The organism is Halarcobacter ebronensis, from assembly GCF_013201825.1.
GTDB lineage: Bacteria > Campylobacterota > Campylobacteria > Campylobacterales > Arcobacteraceae > Halarcobacter > Halarcobacter ebronensis.
Window position 1 is genome coordinate 672,238 of record NZ_CP053836.1, and the last position, 20,754, is coordinate 692,991.

Below are 20,754 nucleotides of genomic sequence, written 5' to 3' on the forward strand. Positions count from 1 at the left end.
ATAAAATAATTTTAATCTATAAAAATAGAGTTAACTGACTCATTGTTTGTAATTCTTCTAATTGTTTCACCAATAATTCTAGTTGCGCTTAAAACAGTAATTTTATTACTGCTTCCTCTCATTGGAATTGTATCAGTGATAACAAGCTCATCAAGTGTACCGTCATTGATTCTTTCAAAAGCAGGACCAGATAGAACTCCATGTGTACAGCAAGCCATAACAGATGTTGCTCCTCTTTGTTTTAAAGCTTCAGCAGCTTTTACTAAAGTTCCAGCAGTATCAACCATATCATCAACTAAAATTACATCTTTCCCATCAACTTCACCAATGATATTCATAACTTCAGCTACATTTGCTTTTTCTCTTCTTTTGTCAACAATAACTAAGTCATATCCTAATTTGTTTGCATAAGATCTAGCTCTTGCAACCCCACCAATATCTGGACTTGCAATAATTGGATTTGGAAGATTTTTTGATCTTAGGTAATCAACAAATAAAACTGAACCATAAAGGTTGTCAACAGGGATATTAAAGAAACCTTGAATTTGAGCAGCATGTAAATCGATTGTAATAACCCTATCAATTCCTGCCGTTTCAAGCATATCAGCAACAAGTTTTGCTGAAATTGGAACTCTTGGAGCAGCTTTTCTATCTTGTCTTGCGTATCCAAAATAAGGCATTACTGCTGAAATTGATTTTGCACTTGATCTTTTAAGAGCATCAATAATAATAAGAAGTTCCATTAAGTGGTCATTTGTTGGAGCACATGTAGGTTGAACAATAAATACATCTTGTCCTCTAACACTCTCTTGTATTTGAACAGAGATCTCTCCGTCACTAAATTTTTGTATACTTGCCCCTCCAACGGACATATTTAAGTATTTACTAACTTTTTCAGCAAATTCACGGTTCGCAGTACCGCTAAAAAGCTTAAATTTTGCCATAAAATTTTCCTTTTGATTTTTCTGTGTGTGGTATTATTATTTTGGGATTATATCCTCTTATTACTTATACATAATTTAGGGAAAATCATTTAAATTAGTTTATTAAAAAATCTAATAATAATTTTGCTAGCTATCTAAAATAGCTAGCTTGTTTAATTATCTACTATTTTATTATATTTCAAACTATATAACAGCACAAACAAAGCTAGTATTGACCATATTAGTAACTGCCCTGTTACATAATTCCATCCACCATTTTGCCAAGCTAAAACTCCAACAAAAGTTCCAATTGCTCCACCTAAAAACATAATTGACATATAGGCTGTATTTATTCTGCTGTGAGCTTTTTCATCTAAGGTATAAATTTGAGCTAAGTTACTAATTTGAATTGCTTGAACACCAATATCAAGTAGAATTGTTGCAAAGATAAATGCAAAAAGTGAATCCTCAAACCATCTAATTGCCAAGATACTTACAATTAAAAAAATAACTGATAAAAATTTTGTAAAAATTGGATTTACTCTGTCTGCAAGTTTTCCAATTTTTGGAGCTAAAATAACTCCTGTAATTGCTAAAATACCAAATAATCCAATTACATCACTGTTATAATTAAATGGCTCTTCACTTAATTTGAATGTTAATGTTGTCCAAAAAGAACAAAACACACCAAATGAAAGAGCAATCAATAAAGAGTTTCTTCTTAAAAGAGAGAATCTTTTTAGTTGAAAAATTGATGATTTGATTAATGAAGGGTAACTTTTATCAAAATGTGTTTCCATATTTGGTAAAGTTTTAATTATGAAGTAATTACACATTAATACTAATAGTGCAGAGATTGCAAATACATAATGCCAATTTCCAAAAAAATCAGTTACATATCCACTAAAAGTTCTTGCTATTAAAATTCCCCCTAATAATCCACTAAAAATAGTTCCTACAGTTTTACCTTTTTCCCTTGGGCTCATGGCTGCAGCCATTGGAATAACAACTTGTGCTGAAACAGCAAACAGACCAGTTAATAAACTTAAAAAATATAGTACATAAATATTTGTGATAAAAGATAGTCCAACAAGAGTTAGAGCTAAACAATAATGCAAAATAATAATAAGTTTTTTTCTATCAATTTTATCTCCAAGGGGACTAACTAAAAGAAGACCAAGTCCATATCCTGCTTGTGAAAAAGTTGGTAGATTTCCAACTGCCATGTGGCTTACATTTAAATCCTGTGCAATAGTATTTAATATTGGTTGATTATAATAAATATTTGCAACATTTATTCCTGTAGAAAGGGACATTACTAATAATTGTTTTTTTGTAATCATTTTAGAACCTCGATTTAATTTTATAAGAAGAAAAGTTTAACAAAAAAACAAAATCTAACTTATGCGTTAATCAACTCAAAAGTTGCACAATTCAAACATTTTCAAGAGTTCGGTATTTTTGAGGGGTGTAATTAACTCTTTTTTTAAAAAAATTTATGAAATGTGCTGAGTCTTCATATCCAAGTGAGTATGAAATTTCATTTACTTTCCATGAGCTGTGTTTTAATAAAATTTTTGCTTCATCAAGTATTCTTGAAGCAATAATCTCACTTGTAGTTTTTGAAGTGGTCTCTTTTAATATTCTATTTAGATGATTTGTATGAATATCTAATAGTCTTGAATAATCATTTGGATTTTTAAGTTCTAATCTTTCATAGGGTAAATTTATAGGAAATTGTCTCTCTAAAAGATCATTAAAAAGTGTTGATATCTTATTTTTTTTATTTTTAGGTTCAATATAAGACTCTTTTGCAGGTTCCATTCTCATTGCAAGATGAATAAGCTCTAGTGTTAGGTTTCTTAATAAATCATCTTTATATTCATAGTCAGAGTTTATCTCTTTTTCCATCTCTAAAAATATTTTTTCACATCTAATTAAACTATCTTCATCCAATAAAAAAAGTTTGTTTTGATTTGGTTTGAAAACGGGATAATCTCTTACTTTACCAAAATAGTGAAAGAAGGATTCTGTAAAAATACAAAAATATCCATCTTTCTTACCATCTAAAGAGTCCCAACTATATGGAACCAAAGGATCAGAGAACATCAAAGCATATTTGTCACTTTGAACTGTTTTTTGAGCATAGTGAATTCTATTTTTCCCCTTTAAAAGAGTTATTTTAAAATAATCTTTTCTACTATAAGGTAAAGTAGAACAATTTAAATGATCACCTCTTTTGAAAATATTAAAATGACCAATATCACTATTAATATTTTGGGGTAATGCTACTGATATTCTTTGATAAAATTCTTCTAAACTTTCCATAAAAAATTATACACTATTTAGTGTTTTTTATCCACCCGCTACCTAATACCTTTTCATCTTTATAAAAAACTGCAAGCTGTCCTGAAGCTACCCCAAAAACTGGCTCTTTTAGCTCAATTTGTCCTTTGTTGTTTTCAAGTTTTACATGACAAGGTGTAGATTTTGATCTATATCTTAACTTAACAGTACAGTCAAACTCTTTTTCATCAATAAACATATTAAGATTTTCAATCTCAACACTATTTATCTCTAAAGCCTCTTTTTTACCAACAATAATAGTATTGTCTGTTGGATTTAGTTTAGTAACAAAGTGAGGTTCATGGGCACCATCAACTGTAAAACCTCTTCTTTTACCAATTGTATAGTGCATATATCCTTTATGTTTTCCTACAACATTTCCCTCTTCATCTAAAACATTTCCAGGCATATCAATATTTGCATGTCTTTTTACCACATCAGTATAAACAGTCTCAACAAAACAGATCTCTTGTGACTCATTTTTCTCTGTAATTCTTTTATAAGCTGAATCTAGTTTTTCACCAAATTTGATAATATCCTCTTTTTTATATGTGCTAAGTGGAAACATCATATAAGGAAGTGCTTCTTTAGTTACTTGTGATAAAAAATAGCTTTGATCTTTTGTTTTATCATCAGCTTCATAAAAAAACTCTCCATCTGTTTTTGCATAGTGACCAGTTGCAAGATATGAAGCTCCATGCTCTTTTGCAAAATCAAGCATTGCTCCAAATTTAATCTGTCTATTACATTTTACACATGGATTTGGTGTAGTTCCTTCTAAGTATGAGTTAACAAAGTAGTCATAAACTTCCTCTTTAAACTCATCTGCCAAATCTAAAATATGGTATTTTATACCTAAGAAATTAGCAACATCTTTTATATAACCAAGATTTTTTTCGTGATAACCGTCTGTTCTGTTATGAAGTTTTAGGTAGATTCCTTCTACTTCATATCCTTCGTTTTGTAGCATATATGCCGTAACCGATGAGTCAATTCCTCCACTCATCCCAACCATTACTTTTTTCATATTTAACCTTTAAAAAGTCCCTTTTAGGAACTGAAATTTAATATCTACTTTAAAAGTAGTAAAATTCTAAAGAGAACAAAAAACTTGTTCTACATATATTTTAAAGGAATAGTCACTGACTCTCTATGGGCCCAATTTTTGTGAGGTATAATAAGTTTTTCTGTATTTATTTTTTTATTATCAAAAAAAATTATATCAATATCCAAGGTCCTAGGCGCATCTTGAAAGGATCGCTTTCTTCCCAATCTTTTCTCTAATCTTTGCATACTCTTTAAAAAAGCATTTGGTGCTAGATTAGTTTTGAGCGCAATTATACCATTTAAAAAGTGATTCTGCTCCAAAAAACCAAAGGGAGGGTTTAGAAGTAGGGGAGAGGTTATAAGTACATCAAATCTTGTATCAGATTTTAAATATAAGAATAGTTTATCAAAGAATTTTTTTGTATTTCCAATATTTCCCCCAATACCGATAGTTACACAATACTTTTTGTTTGAGTTTATTTTGATTTTTCTAGGGAAATTGGAAGTTTTAAAAATAGTTAATTGTGAAGTCAATTTTTTTTTCATAATTTGTTCCAAAAAATATACATTATAAAATTAGTCAAGATTTATTTTTGTTAAAAAATCAAAAATTATAGGATTTGTGCTTTACCATTTTTCATAACAACAGTATCCTCAATTCTAACTCCAAATTCATTTGGCAAATAAATACCTGGTTCAATTGTAAATACCATGTTATCTTCAATAATAACATCAGATTTTGAGTTTATATTTGGAAACTCATGGATATCAAGTCCAACTCCATGTCCTGTGCTATGTACAAAATAATCTCCATAACCACCTTTGGTTATTATTTCCCTAGTTAATTGGTCAATTTGAGAAGCTTTCATTCCAACCCTTGCTTTTTGGATTGCATTTAATTGAGCTTTTAGAACCAAATCATAAATTTTTTGGTGTTTTTTATTTTTGAATTTTTGTTCTCTTTTAAAATTGAAATTTTCAAAATTTACATTTGAGGTACAAGTTCTATCTGAACAATATCTTTTATATTTAACTCCAGCATCAACTAAAACCAAATCATTTAGTTTTAGTTTTGTTTTTGTTGGAAGTGCATGGGGTTTTGCTGCATTTTTATTTATTGCAACTATTGGGTCAAAACTTAAATCGTATTTGCCACTATGACTTAGTTTTTCAATTGCTTTAAAGTGAAGATAGTTTTCACTTTGATTGTAACCATTTTTTCTAATATATTTAGCAAGTTCTTTAAAACCAGCTCTTCCAATATTTGCAGCTTTTTTTAGAAGTTCTATCTCTTCATCACTTTTGATGATTCTTTTTTGTTTAGAAAAATTCTCTATTGCTTCAAATTTTGTTTTTGTATTTTCTACTACTTTTTGATAAAAAGAGAGTTTGAAGTCATTTGGATCAAAAGTTATCTTTTTGATTTTTGATTTTTTTAATATATTTTTTACATCTTCAACAAGGTCAGAACTCTGTACAACTTCGCACCCTTTTGCAAACTCTTTTGCCTCAGTTGTGTATCTTGCATCAGTTATAAAATATTTGTCATCTCCTAGGTTTAAAAAAACTACATTGTCGCATGAGAAGCCACATTCATAATATATTGCATTTTCATTTAGTAAAATGTAGTTCTTCATAGTTTTCCTTTTAATTAAACAAAATTAGAATATAATCTTACCCAAAAATTATAAAAGGAAATATAATATGAAAATAGCGGTAATTCAAGGTCCAAATCTAAATATGTTAGGAATTAGAGAACAACATATTTATGGTCCGATGAGTTTAGAACAAATTCATGAACAAATGAAAGCTGGTGCAGCTCAAAATGGTGTTGAGTTAGAATTTTTTCAGTCAAATCTTGAGGGTGAAATAGTTGATAGAATCCAAGAGTGTTTAGGTGAAGTGGATGGGATTTTAATTAACCCTGCAGCTTATTCTCACACTTCTATTGCAATCAAAGATGCTTTAAGTGCAGTAAATTTACCAACAATTGAAGTACATATTTCAAATATTTATAAAAGAGAAGAGTATAGACAAAAATCAGTTACAGCAGCTGCAGTAACAGGTGTTATTACAGGTTTTGGTCCATTTGGTTATCATATGGGACTTATGGCTTTAACTCAAATTATCTCTGAAGTAAAAGCAGTTCAAGCTCAACAACAAAAAGCTCAAGCTGAAGCTCAACAAAAATAACTATGAAAGCATTAAAAGCATCGTGGGTTTTAACTTGTGATGAAAATAGTACCATTATAAAAGATGGTGCTATTGTTTATGATAAAAAAATCATTGATGTAGCAACTTATGAATTTATAAAAGAGAAATATCCCTCTTTGGAGATTCAAGATTTAGGTGAAAACTCAGTTTTAATGCCAGGCCTTATAAACTCTCATATCCATTTAGAGTTCTCTTCAAATACAACAACACTAAAATATGGTAACTTTTTAACTTGGCTTAATTCAGTTATAACCTCAAGGGAAAAACTTGTTGAAAAAGCAACAAAAAGCCTAATAAAAGAGAAATTGGACTTTATAAAAAGAAGTGGAACAACAACAATTGGAGCAATCTCTTCTTATTCATTTGATTTAGATTCTTGTTTTGAATCTGATTTAAATGTTGTTTATTTTAATGAAGTTATTGGAAGCAAACCAGATATGATAGATACTCTTTTCTCAGATTTTAAATCTAGATTAGAGCTTTCTAAAAAGAGAAAAAGAGAGGGATTTTATCCTAGTGTTGCAATTCACTCTCCATACTCTGTTCACCCTTTTTTAGTAAGAGAGTCATTAAAACTTGCAAGAGAAGAGAATTTAAAAGTTTCTGCTCACTTTTTAGAATCACCACAAGAGTTTGAGTGGTTACATAAAGATGAAGGTGGTTTTTTAGAGTTTTTTAAAAACTTTTTAGGACAAGAAAAAGCTGTTACAAAACCAATGCAGTTTTTAGAACAGTTTAGTAAAATAGATACTCTTTCTTTTTCCCATTGTGTAGAGGCATCAAACAATGATTTAGAAAAAATAAAAGAGTTAGGGGCGGTAATAAATCATTGTGCAACTTCAAATAGAGTTTTAAATAACTCTAAACTTGATATAGAAAAACTAATAGATATAAATCTTCCTTTTTCTATTGGAACAGATGGCTTGAGCTCTAATAACTCTTTGTCTATGTTTGATGAGTTAAGAAATGCACTTATGATTCATACTTCACATGATATTGTAAAATTAGCCAAACTTTTAGTTAAAGCTGCTACAAAAAATGGTGCTTTGGCATTAGGTTTAAACAAAGGTGAACTTAAAAAAGGTTTTGATGCTGATATAATAGCAATCTTCTTACCTGATGAGGTAGAAGATGAAGAGTATTTAGAAATGAATATAATTTTACATATAAAAAATACAGATAAAACTATCATTGGAGGTATTGATGTTTGATACTTTAAAAAAACTATTTTATCCTATTATTGCGATACTTGATTTTATTACAAAATATTTTAAAACAATAGTCTTTTTAACAATCATCTATTTTGTTGTTTCAAGTTCAAATGATGCAACAAGTGGAAATGGCTTAGAACAGGCAAATTTGCAAAAAATTGAGCTATTTGGTCCAATTATGAGTATTGAAAAAGTTATGGAACAAATAGATGAAGCTAAAAGAAATAGCAATATAAAAGGTGTTCTTTTAGATGTTAACTCTCCTGGTGGTGCAGTTGCTCCTTCTGTTGAACTTTCACATGCAATAAAAGAGTTAAGTTCTGTAAAACCTGTTGTAGCTTATGCAAGTGGAGTTATGGCAAGTGGAAGTTATTATGCTTCAATTTGGGCAAATAAAATTGTTGCAAACCCTGGGGCTATGATTGGTTCTATTGGAGTTATTTTTCAAGGTACAAATCTTGAAGAGCTAATGAATAAAATTGGAGTTAAAACCCAAACAATAAAAGCTGGAAAATATAAAGAGTCAGGAACCCCAACAAGAGCTTGGTCAGAACCAGAAAAGCAAGAGCTTGAAAAGGTTATAAATGACACATATCAAATGTTTGTAAGTGATGTGGCGAAGGCAAGAAAATTAAAAGTTCAAGACCATACAAAATTTGCAGATGCACATATTTTTACCTCTTCTCAAGCAAAAGAGGTTGGTTTGGTTGATGATGTTGCAACTCTTACTTATGCAAAAAATTTGATTATAAAACTATCAAAAGTTGATAAGCCTTCTTGGAAAAAAGAGGATAAATTTGATAAGTTTTTAGACAGAGTTATAAGTGAAGCTGTAACAAACTTCTCTGTTATGTTTAACTCAACTTTAAAAGCCTATTAAAAAAGGGAGAAGAGTAAAACTCTCCTCCCTTTATCTTATTATTCAGTATTAGGTTTGACTTCTAATTTTTTAACAAGATTTATTTCCCATAACAACTTTATAAGTGTCATTAGCAATTACATACTCTTCATTTGTTGGAATAACAAAGATTCTTGAGTGTGAACCATTTGTTGCAATGTCTCTTGCATCTTTTCTTCTTTTATTATTTTTTACTGGGTCTAAAACTAATCCCATTGCATCTAATCCTGCACAAACTTTCTCTCTAATAAGTGCAGCATTTTCACCAATCCCCCCAGTAAAACATAAAGCATCAACACCATCAAGTGCAGCAACATAAGAACCAACATATTTTTTGATATTATAAGCAACCATATCAACAGCTAATCTGCATCTATCATCACCTGCTGTCATACCATCTAACACCTCTCTTAAGTCAGAGGATTTTCCAGAGATTCCTAAAATACCAGATTTTTTGTTCATAACATTTAATGCTTCATCAATAGTGATTCCCTCTTGGCTCATCATATATTGTAGTGCACCAGCACCAACATCTCCAGATCTAGTACCCATCATAAGACCTTGAACAGGAGTAAGACCCATTGAAGTATCAATACATTTCCCATTGTAAACAGCAGAAACAGATGAACCATTTCCTAAGTGACAAACAATAATTCTTGTATTGTGTTTTTTATCTAACATTTGTCTAGCTTCATTTGAAACATAGTAGTGACTTGTACCATGGAAACCATATTTTCTAATACCATGTTTAGTATATTGATCATATGGCAGAGCATACATATAAGCATAATCAGGCATAGTTTGGTGAAATGCAGTATCAAAAACAGCAACATTTGGTTTTCCAGGCATTAACTCTTGGCAGATCTCCATACCAAGAATATTTGCTGGGTTATGAAGTGGAGCTAAAGGTATTAATCTTTTCATTGTGTCAATAACTTTATTTGTTACCATTACTGAACCTGAGAATTCTTCTCCTCCGTGAACTGCTCTATGCCCAATTGCTTCAATATCATTTATTGAATCAATAACCTTACCTTCACCCACAGTTAAAGTAGATAAAACAGCTTCAATAGCTTCTTTGTGTGTAGGCATGTCAATCTCTAACTTAAGCTCTTTGCCATCCCCATACTCATGCTTTAATACCCCATCTATACCAATTCTCTCACAAATCCCTGATGCAAAAACTTTTTTTATCACTGGATTCATTAATTGATACTTTAATGATGAACTACCTGCGTTTAAAATAAATACTAACATGTCTTTTCCCCTTCTTTTATTAACATTGTGTTGCTGTTATAGCTACTAAGTTTGCAATGTCTTCTACTGAACACCCTCTTGATAAGTCATTTACTGGTTTTGCTAATCCTTGTACAATTGGTCCATGCGCTTGTGCATTTGCAAATCTTTGTACTAATTTATACCCTATATTTCCAGATTGTAAATCAGGGAATACTAATATATTAGCTTTTCCTGCTACTTTTGAATCTGGCGCTTTTTTTGCTCCAATTGCTTCAACTATTGCTGCATCCGCTTGCATCTCTCCATCAAAAGCAAAATCAACAGCTCTATCTTTTAATATTTGAACTGCCTCTTGTACTTTTGATACAAGTGGATGTGAAGCACTTCCCATTGTAGAAAATGATAACATTGCTACTCTTGGCTCTAACCCTACAACTGATTTAGCTGTTGCTGCTGTACTAGAAGCAATGTCAGCTAATTGTTCTGCTGTTGGTTCTGGTAATACTGCACAATCTGCAAACAATAGAAGTCCATTGTCTCCAAATTTACCATCTGCTGTTTCCATTACAAATGCTGATGATACAGTTTTTATCCCTGGTGCTGTTTTTATTACTTGAATTCCTGCTCTTAATACATCAGCAGTTGGTGAGTTTGATCCTGCAACTAAGCCATCTGCATCACCTAGTCTTACCATCATACAACCAAAAAATCTAGGCTCACTAGTCATAAGTTCAGTTGCCTCTTCTTTAGTCATACATTTAGATTTTCTTAATTCCATTAATTCGTGAATATATTTATCTATTCCAGCATAAGATTTAGGATCGATAATCGTAGCACCTTCTATGTTGGCACCACATGAGTTTGCATCTGCTTTAATCTTCTCTTCGTTTCCAATTAAGATTACATTTGCAGTTTTCTCTTCCAAAACCATTGCCGTAGCTTTTAGGACTCTCTCATCCTCTGGTTCTGGAAGTACTATAGTTTTAAGCTCTCTTTTTGCATTCTCTTTAATACTCTCTATTAAACCCATTCCTTGCCCTTTCTTGTGAGTTGAATGAATTATAATATTGAAGAGTAGCATATAAATAGCATTTATCTAAAAGCAATTATTTTTTGAAAATTTTACACAAAAATGTTTCTAGATGTTAAAAATAGTTACTTTTGATAATAAAAATGGATTCTCTTTCTATTATAAATTGTTATGATTCCATAACAACTTTATAAGTGTCATTAGCAATTACATACTCTTCATTTGTTGGAATAACAAAGATTCTAGCAGCAGAACTATTTGTTGCAATATCCCTTGCATCATTTCTATTTTTATTATTTTTGATTGGGTCTAAAACTAATCCCATACCATCAAGTCCAGTACAAACTATCTCTCTAATAAGTGCAGAGTTTTCACCAATACCACCAGTAAAACATAAAGCATCAACACCATCAAGTGCAGCAACATAAGAACCAACATATTTTTTGATATTATAAGCAACCATATCAACAGCTAATCTACATCTTTCATCATCGTGCATAGCAGCAAGAACTTCCCTTAAGTCAGAGGATTTTCCAGAGATTCCCAAGATACCAGATTTTTTGTTCATAAGTTCAGTTATTTGGTCAATATCAAGTCCCTCTTGTTTCATCATATAACTAATTGCACCAGCACCAACATCTCCAGATCTAGTACCCATCATAAGACCTTGAACAGGAGTAAGACCCATTGAAGTATCAATTGATTTTCCATTTAATACAGCTGTTACAGATGAACCATTTCCTAAGTGACAAACAATAATTCTTGTGTTTCTTTTTTTATCTAACATTTGTCTAGCTTCATTTGAAACATAGTAGTGGCTTGTCCCATGGAAACCATATTTTCTAATTTTGTGTTTAGTATATTGATCATAAGGCAAGGCATACATATAAGCATAATCAGGCATAGTTTGATGAAACACAGTATCAAAAACAGCAACATTTGGTTTTCCTGGAAGTAGCTCTTGACAAATTTTCATTCCTAAAATATTTGCAGGGTTATGCAGAGGTGCTAAGGGAATAAGCGCCTCAATTTTAGCAATAACCTCTTCTGTAACAAGTGTTGATTTTTGGAAAAACTCTCCACCATGGGCAACCCTATGTCCTGTTGCTTGGATACTATCAATTGAATCAATAACCTTACCTTCACCCACAGTTAAAGTAGATAAAACAGCTTCAATAGCTTCTTTGTGTGTAGGCATGTCAATCTCTAACTTAAGCTCTTTGCCATCCCCATACTCATGCTTTAATACCCCATCTATACCAATTCTCTCACAAATCCCTGATGCAAAAACTTTTTTTATCACTGGATTCATTAATTGATACTTTAATGATGAACTACCTGCGTTTAAAATAAATACTAACATGTCTTTTCCCCTTCTTTTATTAACATTGTGTTGCTGTTATAGCTACTAAGTTTGCAATGTCTTCTACTGAACACCCTCTTGATAAGTCATTTACTGGTTTTGCTAATCCTTGTACAATTGGTCCATGCGCTTGTGCATTTGCAAATCTTTGTACTAATTTATACCCTATATTTCCAGATTGTAAATCAGGGAATACTAATATATTAGCTTTTCCTGCTACTTTTGAATCTGGCGCTTTTTTTGCTCCAATTGCTTCAACTATTGCTGCATCCGCTTGCATCTCTCCATCAAAAGCAAAATCAACAGCTCTATCTTTTAATATTTGAACTGCCTCTTGTACTTTTGATACAAGTGGATGTGAAGCACTTCCCATTGTAGAAAATGATAACATTGCTACTCTTGGCTCTAACCCTACAACTGATTTAGCTGTTGCTGCTGTACTAGAAGCAATGTCAGCTAATTGTTCTGCTGTTGGTTCTGGTAATACTGCACAATCTGCAAACAATAGAAGTCCATTGTCTCCAAATTTACCATCTGCTGTTTCCATTACAAATGCTGATGATACAGTTTTTATCCCTGGTGCTGTTTTTATTACTTGAATTCCTGCTCTTAATACATCAGCAGTTGGTGAGTTTGATCCTGCAACTAAGCCATCTGCATCACCTAGTCTTACCATCATACAACCAAAAAATCTAGGCTCACTAGTCATAAGTTCAGTTGCCTCTTCTTTAGTCATACATTTAGATTTTCTTAATTCCATTAATTCGTGAATATATTTATCTATTCCAGCATAAGATTTAGGATCGATAATCGTAGCACCTTCTATGTTGGCACCACATGAGTTTGCATCTGCTTTAATCTTCTCTTCGTTTCCAATTAAGATTACATTTGCAGTTTTCTCTTCCAAAACCATTGCCGTAGCTTTTAGGACTCTCTCATCCTCTGGTTCTGGAAGTACTATAGTTTTAAGCTCTCTTTTTGCATTCTCTTTAATACTCTCTATTAAACCCATTATTCGCTTCCTTCATTATAAATTACATAATGAAAGCGTAGCATAAAAATAGCATTTTAAATAGTTTTAGAGATAAAGAATTTTAATTTTCCTATTAAGTGTTTAGAATAAAGACACTATTTTTACATAATGTGACTTTTGTTACTTTTCTTAACAACACTCCTGCTCACATTTACTTAAAGCATGAATTGCCTCTTCATCTTCTGCTTTTTCAAAAAGTTCATCAAGATAGAAACTATTTGAACATACCAAATACAGTAACTCCTCTTTTGTATCTGCTTTTGGATCTCTTGTATAATATGCTTGAGGAATCATTGGAATGATTTTTTTCCAATAGATATTCATATTTTTTGGATTTTCAAGAACCCTTAACATATTATCAATAACAACACAAGCATTTTCAAAACAATCTATGTTTTTAAAACTCTCATAACTCTCATCTACTTTAATCTCTAATTTAGACATTAATCCTCCTCCAAATAATTTTTATACATTAAATTGTAGAAATTATACACAATCAAGACTGCAAGTATATGTTATAATGTGAAATATCTATTGACATTTTACGAAATAGGGGTAATTTTATGGTAAAAGTCTCATCTGTAACCTTTCATTATGTATTAAAAGCTCTTCAAGCAAATACAAAAATATCTATTGAAGAGATGTTAGAGGTTGCAAATTTAGACAAAGAGATTATTCTAAGAACTGATTATCAAATAAATAGTAGAAAACTATCTGAAATCTTTAAATATTGTATGGAAAAAAGCAATGATTTTTCTCTCTCTTTAAAAATTGGAAGTTCTATAACCTATCACTCTTTAGGTATTCTTGGTTATTTAATGTTAAATGCAGATTCCTTAAAAGATATGATAGAGAAGTTTAATTATTATCAGAATTTAATTAGTGGATTTGTTAAGTTTCATTTAGAACTAAGTGAAGAGTACTATAAACTTTCAATTTATATCAATGAAAATCCATCTATTCCTGTACCAAGTTTTCATGCAGAAGTTCACTTAAGTGCAATTCTTTCAATTCTTTCTCAAATAGTAGATAAGAAAATTGTTCCAGATAAAACCTACTTTTCAGGGGAGAGAGTTTCCCACTTAGATGAGTATAAAAAGATATTTGGGGAGAGAATCTTTTTTGATGCAGGTGAAAACTCTATATTTTTTAACCATAGAACACTCTTAACAAAAGTTGATAATTCAAATCCAGCAATGCTTGAGTATTTTAAGATGCAAGCAAATAAAATTTTAGATGATATGAAAGAGAGCTCTTGTTATAGTAAAGTAAAAAGAGAGATACTTAAAAATATTGGTGAAAATGAGATAAGTATAGAGTTTATTGCTCAAAAATTAGGGATGGGAACTAGAACTTTACAATATAGTTTAAAACAAGAGAACAAAAAATTTAGAGATGCACTTTTATCTGTTAGAATGAATTTAGCAAATCACTATATAAACAATACCAAAATGGATTTTAGCAGTATTGCTTTTTATTTAGGATATAGCGAACCAAGCTCTTTCTTTAGAGCATATAAAAACTATTTTGATAAAACACCAACGCAGAATTTAAAATTAAAGTAAAAGAGAGAACTCTTTTACTTTACAAGTTTATATGTGTCTTGAGCAATTACATACTCTTCTTTTGTAGGGATAACATAGATTTTAACTTTAGAACTATCTTTGTTTATCTCCCTATTTGTACTCTCTCTTATTTTGTTTTTCTTTTTATCAATTTCTACACCTAAGAATTCAAGACCAGTACAAACTTTTTCTCTAATTAAGTCAGCATTTTCTCCAATTCCAGCTGTAAAACATATAGCATCAACTCCACCTAATACAGCTGTGTATGAAGCAATATATTTTCTAATTCTATTACAAAGCATCTCTATACAAATTTTTGATCTATGATCTCCTTCATTAGCTGCTCTAATAACTTCTCTTAAATCAGATGAAATTCCAGAAATTCCCAAGATTCCTGATTTTTTATTTAAATAATCAATAATATGGTGAGTATCCATACCCTTTTTTTCCATTAGATATGGCACAACACCTGCATCAATATCTCCACTTCTTGTTCCCATAATAAGACCTTCAAGTGGAGTTAATCCCATTGTTGTATCAACTGATTTACCATTTTTAACAGCACAAATTGATGAACCATTTCCTAAGTGACAAACAATAACTTTTGTATCTTTTTTATCCAACATTTTAATTGCTTCACCTGAAACATAGAAGTGGCTTGTTCCATGGAAACCATATTTTCTTAAATGGTGTTCTGTATAGTCTTCATGGGGAACAGCATAAAGGTAGTTTTCTTCAGGCATTGTTTGGTGAAATGCTGTATCAAATACTGCAACATTTGGTTTTCCAGGCATTAGCTCTTGACAAATATTAATACCTAAAATATGTGCAGGGTTGTGTAATGGTGCAAGTGGAATAAGCTCTTCAATTTTTCTGATTACACTTTTATTTATTAGTGTTGATCTTTTAAAATACTCTCCACCATGAACAACTCTGTGTCCAATAGCTGAAATTTCATCAATACTTGCAATTACTTGTGTATCATCATGTGTTAGGATATTTAACATAAACTCTATTGCTTCTTTGTGTGTAGGCATTGGATGATCAATTACCAATTTTCTATACTCAGCAATCTCGTGTTTCATTACTCCATCAATACCAATTCTCTCACAAAGTCCAGAAGCTTTAACCTCTCCTGTTTCAGCATTAATTAATTGATATTTTAGTGATGAACTACCTGCATTTAAAACAAGAATTAACATCGACTCTCTCCTTTATATTGTGTAAAATTTATATTTTTTCTAAGATGTATGTATGTTGTATATCAACAAAAGTATCTATTTTATTTTAACTTTTGGTTGATTTTTGAGTTTAATAAACATCATAGCGGTCATGATTGCATCATTATATGCATCATGTTTTCCCATAGTGGGAATTTGTAACTCTCTCATAATTGTATCAAATCTTAGGTCAATATTACTTTGAGGAATTTTTTCAATTTTCCAATCATGATATATTGCAGAGACTTCATAGGCTCTATTTGGTAGTTTTATACCAATTTTGGGTTTTAAATATTTATTTATCATAGCAAGGTCAAACTCTAAAAAATAACCTACAAGTTTTCTATTTCCTATAAATTCAAGAAATTCATTAATAACGTTATCAATATCTTCTGCCTCTTCCAAATCACACTCTCTTATGTGATGAACTTTTATAGCTTCCTCTTGAAGTTTTGTTTTTGGTTTTATAAACTTAATAAATTTTTTACTTGAAAGAATAGTATTCTCTTTTATTATAACAGCACCAATTGAGATAATATCATCTTTTTTTGGGTTTAATCCTGTGGTTTCGCAATCAAAACAGACATACTCCTCACAAGAAGGTTTATCAAAAAGATATAGATATTTTTCATCTTTTAGATTTTTTTTATTAAAGTAGTTTTCTATCTTTTTAAACATAATTTAACTTATAGTGGTGTTCAAGTTTTTTCTTTAATTTATTAACAATTTTAAAACTATCTTTTAGTAAATCTTTTTCCATTGTTGTAAGATTTTCTGGGTTTATATAGTTGTCAATTTTTTTGCCGCTATCTAGTTTTTCCAGATTTGATTTTAGTTTTAAAGTTAGTAAAAAGTTAAAAGCTTCAGTTATTTCAGAGGCAAACTCTTTATCAAACTCTCCTTTTTTTTCTAACTCTTGGATTCTTTTTAGGGTGTTTACTCTCATTAATTTATGCTCTAAACTAAGAGTTCTGATACTTTGAACTATAATAAAAATACCACCTTTTTTGATATCTATTTCATCTTTGTGCTCTTTATCTTTTGAGTCAAAAACAAATCCATCAAAAAAACCAAGGGGAACATTAAAGTCCATAATGATTTTTGCAAAGTGCATATAAAAGGTTTTTGAAGTTGAACCTATTTTAAAAAGATACTCTTTTAACTCATCTAAAAGTACTCTATTTCCTGAAGCACATACAGCATCATAAAAAATAGCAAGATTCATAAAATTATCACCACTTGGTTTCATTACCCATTCATAAATTAAATCTTTAAAATCTTTTAATCTTCTACACCAATAAGGGTTTGAAACCATAATATTTCCTTCACATCTAGGAAATCCAAAATCAACCAAAGTCTCTGTGTATAGTTTTGCAAACTCTTCTATTTGTTCTTGCGTACACTCACAAGAATCATCAATAAGTAATGCATTATCTTGGTCAGTTTTTAATATTTGTTCACCTCTTCCTTCACTTCCCATTACAAGAAGAGCTGATTTTCCAATTAACTCTTTTGGAGCTAACATAAGGAAAAGTTTATTCATCACTTTTCTATTTAGTTGATTGATTAATCTTGAAATAAAATCAACTTTTACACCTTTTGCGTGAAGGGATTTAATTATTTTATTAAATGATTGGCTTGCTTTTTTAAGTTCTTCAATATTTTTTGCATTATCAATCTCATTTGAGACAGAAAAAGTATGGGTTGCAAAAAATGAAGAGAGTGAAATTTGATCAATAATTCCAACTATTTCATCTTTGTTATTTTTTACAACTAAACGTTTTAATCTATGTTTTGTCATAAGAAGTTGGGCATTAAACAAAAAATCATTTTCATTTACATACTTAAGTCCTGAGTTTGAAATCTTTCCAACTATATCATCAAAATCCATTCTGTTTAAAATAACTTTTTCTCTAAAATCAGAGTCAGTTACAATATGAATCTCATCTTTGTTATCCTTTAACAAAAGAGTTGGAACTCTTTCATCTTTTATTATTTGTACTGCTTCAAAAATTGTGGTTTCAAAAGGAACTATTACAGCTCTATGTACATTTGCATCTTTTACTTTTGCAACCATCATATTTGCTAAATCTTTGTTCTTTTCATTATCCATATTTGCATTTAGTTTTTGTGAAATTGATTGAAAGAAAAAACTCTCTAAAGCTGGATTTTCATGTAAGATTTTTATAAATGCAGCCCTTGGTAGAATATAACAAATTGTCTCTTGAGCAGTTACAAACGAGTATTTTGAACGGTTTTCTATAAGTGAAATTGGATCAAAAATTTCACTATTTGAGTAAATAGAGATTACTTCCTCTGCTTGTTTTTCTTGTACAATTCCTTTGATGATAAAGTAAAGATTTTTGGGTTCAACTCCCTCTTGTTGGAGAATAACATCTTTTTTTAAATAGATAATATCAAGATTTTCTGCAAAAAAATCTAGTTGAGACTTTGTAAGATTATCAAAAGGTGGAATCTCTTTTATAAAAGCTATTTGTTCATGTATGCTCATTTTATACCTCTTCGCCCTTTGAAAATTTTACAATATCAAAGGAAAAAATCCTTTGATATATTTGTTAATGGTCAACAGCTCCTGCTGCTCCAAATCCTGTTTCAGCTCTTACACTTTGTGCTTCAAAAGCTTTTTGTTCATCTTTTGCTCTTTGAGAGTTATCTGTAATAGAGAAGAACCAAATACCAACAAATGCTGCTGTTACTGAGAATAAAGCAGGGTATTTGTATGGGAAGATAGCCTCTTCATTATGTAAAATACTAACCCAAACAGTTGGTCCAAGTATAACCAAAATTACAGCTGTAAGTAATCCAATAAATCCACCAATAACTGCTCCTCTTGTTGTAAGTCTTGACCAATAAATTGATAAAAATAGAATAGGGAAATTTGCCGATGCTGCAATAGCAAAAGCAAGACCAACCATAAATGCAATATTTTGTTGTTCAAATGCAATACCAAGTAAAACACCAATAATACCAATAACAATTACTGCAATTTTAGAGATTCTAATCTCTTGCTCTTCTGTTGCATTTGTATTAATTACAGATGCATAAATATCATGAGATATTGCAGAAGCTCCTGCTAGAGTTAGTCCTGATACAACAGCTAAAATAGTTGCAAAAGCAACAGCTGAAATAAATCCTAAAAATACATTTCCACCTACAACATGTGAAAGGTGAATAGCAGCCATATTATTTCCACCAAATAGTTTACCATCTACAAAATATTTAGCTCCCTCTGGAGAGTTTAAAAATACAATTGCACCAAGACCAATAATTGCAATTACTAAATAGAAGTAACCAATAAATCCTGTTGCATAAACAACAGATTTTCTAGCCTCTTTTGCATTTCCAACTGTAAAGAATCTCATAAGAACGTGTGGTAATCCAGCTGTTCCTAGCATTAATGCAAGTCCTAAAGATATTGCAGAAATTGGATCAGAAACTAATCCTCCTGGTTCCATAATTGCTTGTCCATCTTTGTGTATCTCAACTGCTTTTGTTGCAAGAGCTTCAAAACTAAATCCAAAATGGCTTAGAACCATAAATCCCATAAAAGAAACTCCAGATAGTAGTAAAATTGCTTTAATAATCTGTACCCAAGTTGTTGCAAGCATTCCACCAAAAGTTACATAAATAATCATCATTACCCCAACAAGTACAACAGCATACTCATACTCTAAACCAAATAGAACTTGAATAAGTTTTCCTGAACCAACCATTTGTGCAATTAGGTATAAAGTAACAACAGCCAATGAACCAAAAGCAGCTAGTGTTCTAATCTCTTTTTGTCCAAGTCTATATGCAGCAATATCTGCAAAAGTAAATTTACCTAAGTTTCTTAGTTTTTCTGCCATTAAAAATAAAATAACAGGCCAACCAACTAAAAATCCAACCGCATAAACAAGTCCATCATAACCTTTTAGATAAACAAGTCCAGAGATACCTAAGAATGATGCCGCAGACATATAATCCCCTGCAATCGCCATACCATTTTGAAATCCAGAGATACCTCCCCCAGCTGTATAAAAATCACTAGCTGATTTTGTTCTTCTTGCCGCCCAATAAGTGATACCTAAAGTTCCACCAATAAAGATAAAGAACATTATAATTGCAGGGATATTCAACTCTCTTTTTGTTGCTTCAAAAGTTGCATCTCCCCCTGCAAATAGTGCAACTGCTAAAACTGATAAAATTGCAAATATTTTAAACATTATAATTCATCCTTTACATCTTCTCTTACTTTTTCAATCAAATCTTCATACTCACCATTTGCTTTTGCCACATATATTAAAGTTGTTATAAAACTAATAACAATGATTGCAATCCCAATAGGGTATGCTATAGTCATAACTCCATCTCCTGTTTTTGTTCCAAGAATTGATGGGTTAAATGCGATTGTTAGAATATATGAGTAAAACATTACCAAAACAAAAATTCCAAGTTTTACGGCAAAGCCTGTTCTTTTTTTTACTAACTCTTGATAGTTAGGATTTGCTTTGATTTTTGCTACTAATTCATCATTCATAAATTATCCTTCCCTTTTTTATTTTTAGTCAATTATTTACTCTACGTTGCAAACATTAATAACTAAAACTTGAAAAATTATACATTTTTTTGTAAATTAGACAAAATCAAGAAATGATTTTTAAG

20 protein-coding genes are annotated in these 20,754 nt (G+C 30.7%); 4 read left to right on the forward strand and 16 right to left on the reverse strand.

Annotated elements, in window-relative coordinates:
• Positions 1–11 precede the first annotated feature (11 nt).
• The 6 genes from AEBR_RS03345 to AEBR_RS03370 form a co-directional block, all read right to left on the reverse strand.
• The gene (locus AEBR_RS03345) at positions 12–944 is read right to left on the reverse strand and encodes a ribose-phosphate pyrophosphokinase (protein ID WP_128982305.1); all 933 of its coding nucleotides are present in this window, start codon (positions 942–944) and stop codon (positions 12–14) included.
• A 152-nt stretch (positions 945–1,096) separates the two neighbouring features.
• Positions 1,097–2,266 (reverse strand): MFS transporter, encoded by a 1,170-nt coding sequence (locus AEBR_RS03350; RefSeq protein ID WP_129088019.1) that lies wholly within the window; start codon positions 2,264–2,266, stop codon positions 1,097–1,099.
• 91 nt (positions 2,267–2,357) lie between these two features.
• Positions 2,358–3,251, reverse strand: coding sequence for a helix-turn-helix domain-containing protein (locus AEBR_RS03355; RefSeq protein ID WP_129088018.1), 894 nt, complete (start codon positions 3,249–3,251; stop codon positions 2,358–2,360).
• Positions 3,252–3,264: 13 nt separating this feature from the next.
• Entirely contained in the window at positions 3,265–4,296 is a 1,032-nt protein-coding gene (gene mnmA / locus AEBR_RS03360; protein WP_129088017.1) for a tRNA 2-thiouridine(34) synthase MnmA, read from the reverse strand.
• A gap of 89 nt (positions 4,297–4,385) precedes the next feature.
• A complete protein-coding gene (folK, locus tag AEBR_RS03365; protein ID WP_129088016.1) occupies positions 4,386–4,862 on the reverse strand; it encodes a 2-amino-4-hydroxy-6-hydroxymethyldihydropteridine diphosphokinase in 477 nt (158 codons plus the stop codon).
• A 65-nt stretch (positions 4,863–4,927) separates the two neighbouring features.
• Positions 4,928–5,968 carry an aminopeptidase P family protein gene (locus AEBR_RS03370; RefSeq protein ID WP_267284948.1) on the reverse strand — a complete coding sequence of 347 codons (1,041 nt, stop codon included), beginning with the start codon at positions 5,966–5,968 and terminating at the stop codon, positions 4,928–4,930.
• Positions 5,969–6,020: 52 nt separating this feature from the next.
• On the opposite strand from AEBR_RS03370, the gene aroQ reads away from it, so the two are divergent.
• From aroQ to sppA, 3 genes are read left to right on the forward strand one after another with little or no spacing between them, the layout of a single operon-like run.
• The gene (gene aroQ / locus AEBR_RS03375; RefSeq protein ID WP_128982291.1) at positions 6,021–6,509 is read left to right on the forward strand and encodes a type II 3-dehydroquinate dehydratase; all 489 of its coding nucleotides are present in this window, start codon (positions 6,021–6,023) and stop codon (positions 6,507–6,509) included.
• A gap of 2 nt (positions 6,510–6,511) precedes the next feature.
• Positions 6,512–7,741: an aminofutalosine deaminase family hydrolase gene (gene mqnF / locus AEBR_RS03380; RefSeq protein ID WP_129088014.1), complete on the forward strand. Its 1,230-nt coding sequence runs from the start codon at positions 6,512–6,514 to the stop codon at positions 7,739–7,741.
• On the forward strand, positions 7,734–8,621 hold the full coding sequence (gene sppA / locus AEBR_RS03385; RefSeq protein ID WP_129088013.1) for a signal peptide peptidase SppA: 888 nt from the start codon (positions 7,734–7,736) through the stop codon (positions 8,619–8,621). Before mqnF ends, sppA begins: the two co-directional genes overlap by 8 nt.
• A 69-nt stretch (positions 8,622–8,690) precedes the next feature.
• On the opposite strand, the gene AEBR_RS03390 is transcribed toward sppA, so the two are convergent.
• From AEBR_RS03390 to cowN, 5 genes are all read right to left on the reverse strand, one after another.
• Entirely contained in the window at positions 8,691–9,896 is a 1,206-nt protein-coding gene (locus AEBR_RS03390) for an acetate/propionate family kinase (protein ID WP_129088012.1), read from the reverse strand.
• 19 nt (positions 9,897–9,915) lie between these two features.
• On the reverse strand, positions 9,916–10,908 hold the full coding sequence (gene pta, locus AEBR_RS03395; RefSeq protein WP_129088011.1) for a phosphate acetyltransferase: 993 nt from the start codon (positions 10,906–10,908) through the stop codon (positions 9,916–9,918).
• 169 nt (positions 10,909–11,077) lie between these two features.
• The gene (locus tag AEBR_RS03400; RefSeq protein WP_128982283.1) at positions 11,078–12,271 is read right to left on the reverse strand and encodes an acetate/propionate family kinase; all 1,194 of its coding nucleotides are present in this window, start codon (positions 12,269–12,271) and stop codon (positions 11,078–11,080) included.
• A 19-nt stretch (positions 12,272–12,290) separates the two neighbouring features.
• On the reverse strand, positions 12,291–13,283 hold the full coding sequence (gene pta / locus AEBR_RS03405; protein ID WP_129088011.1) for a phosphate acetyltransferase: 993 nt from the start codon (positions 13,281–13,283) through the stop codon (positions 12,291–12,293).
• A 150-nt stretch (positions 13,284–13,433) separates the two neighbouring features.
• Positions 13,434–13,748, reverse strand: coding sequence for a N(2)-fixation sustaining protein CowN (gene cowN / locus AEBR_RS03410; RefSeq protein WP_128982279.1), 315 nt, complete (start codon positions 13,746–13,748; stop codon positions 13,434–13,436).
• Between the two features lie 119 nt (positions 13,749–13,867).
• Between cowN and AEBR_RS03415 the strand changes: the two genes are divergently transcribed.
• Positions 13,868–14,869: an AraC family transcriptional regulator gene (locus AEBR_RS03415; RefSeq protein WP_129088010.1), complete on the forward strand. Its 1,002-nt coding sequence runs from the start codon at positions 13,868–13,870 to the stop codon at positions 14,867–14,869.
• A 14-nt stretch (positions 14,870–14,883) separates the two neighbouring features.
• On the opposite strand, the gene AEBR_RS03420 is transcribed toward AEBR_RS03415, so the two are convergent.
• The 5 genes from AEBR_RS03420 to AEBR_RS03440 form a co-directional block, all read right to left on the reverse strand.
• The gene (locus tag AEBR_RS03420) at positions 14,884–16,071 is read right to left on the reverse strand and encodes an acetate/propionate family kinase (RefSeq protein WP_129088009.1); all 1,188 of its coding nucleotides are present in this window, start codon (positions 16,069–16,071) and stop codon (positions 14,884–14,886) included.
• A 75-nt stretch (positions 16,072–16,146) separates the two neighbouring features.
• Complete coding sequence (locus AEBR_RS03425) at positions 16,147–16,767, reverse strand: 3'-5' exonuclease (protein ID WP_129088008.1); 621 nt, start codon at positions 16,765–16,767, stop codon at positions 16,147–16,149.
• Complete coding sequence (locus tag AEBR_RS03430; protein ID WP_129088007.1) at positions 16,760–18,601, reverse strand: putative nucleotidyltransferase substrate binding domain-containing protein; 1,842 nt, start codon at positions 18,599–18,601, stop codon at positions 16,760–16,762. The genes AEBR_RS03425 and AEBR_RS03430 overlap by 8 nt, the downstream gene beginning before the upstream one ends.
• A gap of 64 nt (positions 18,602–18,665) precedes the next feature.
• Positions 18,666–20,315, reverse strand: coding sequence for a cation acetate symporter (locus AEBR_RS03435; protein WP_129088006.1), 1,650 nt, complete (start codon positions 20,313–20,315; stop codon positions 18,666–18,668).
• Positions 20,315–20,629: a DUF485 domain-containing protein gene (locus tag AEBR_RS03440; protein WP_129088005.1), complete on the reverse strand. Its 315-nt coding sequence runs from the start codon at positions 20,627–20,629 to the stop codon at positions 20,315–20,317. Before AEBR_RS03440 ends, AEBR_RS03435 begins: the two co-directional genes overlap by 1 nt.
• Between the last annotated feature and the right edge of the window lie 125 nt (positions 20,630–20,754).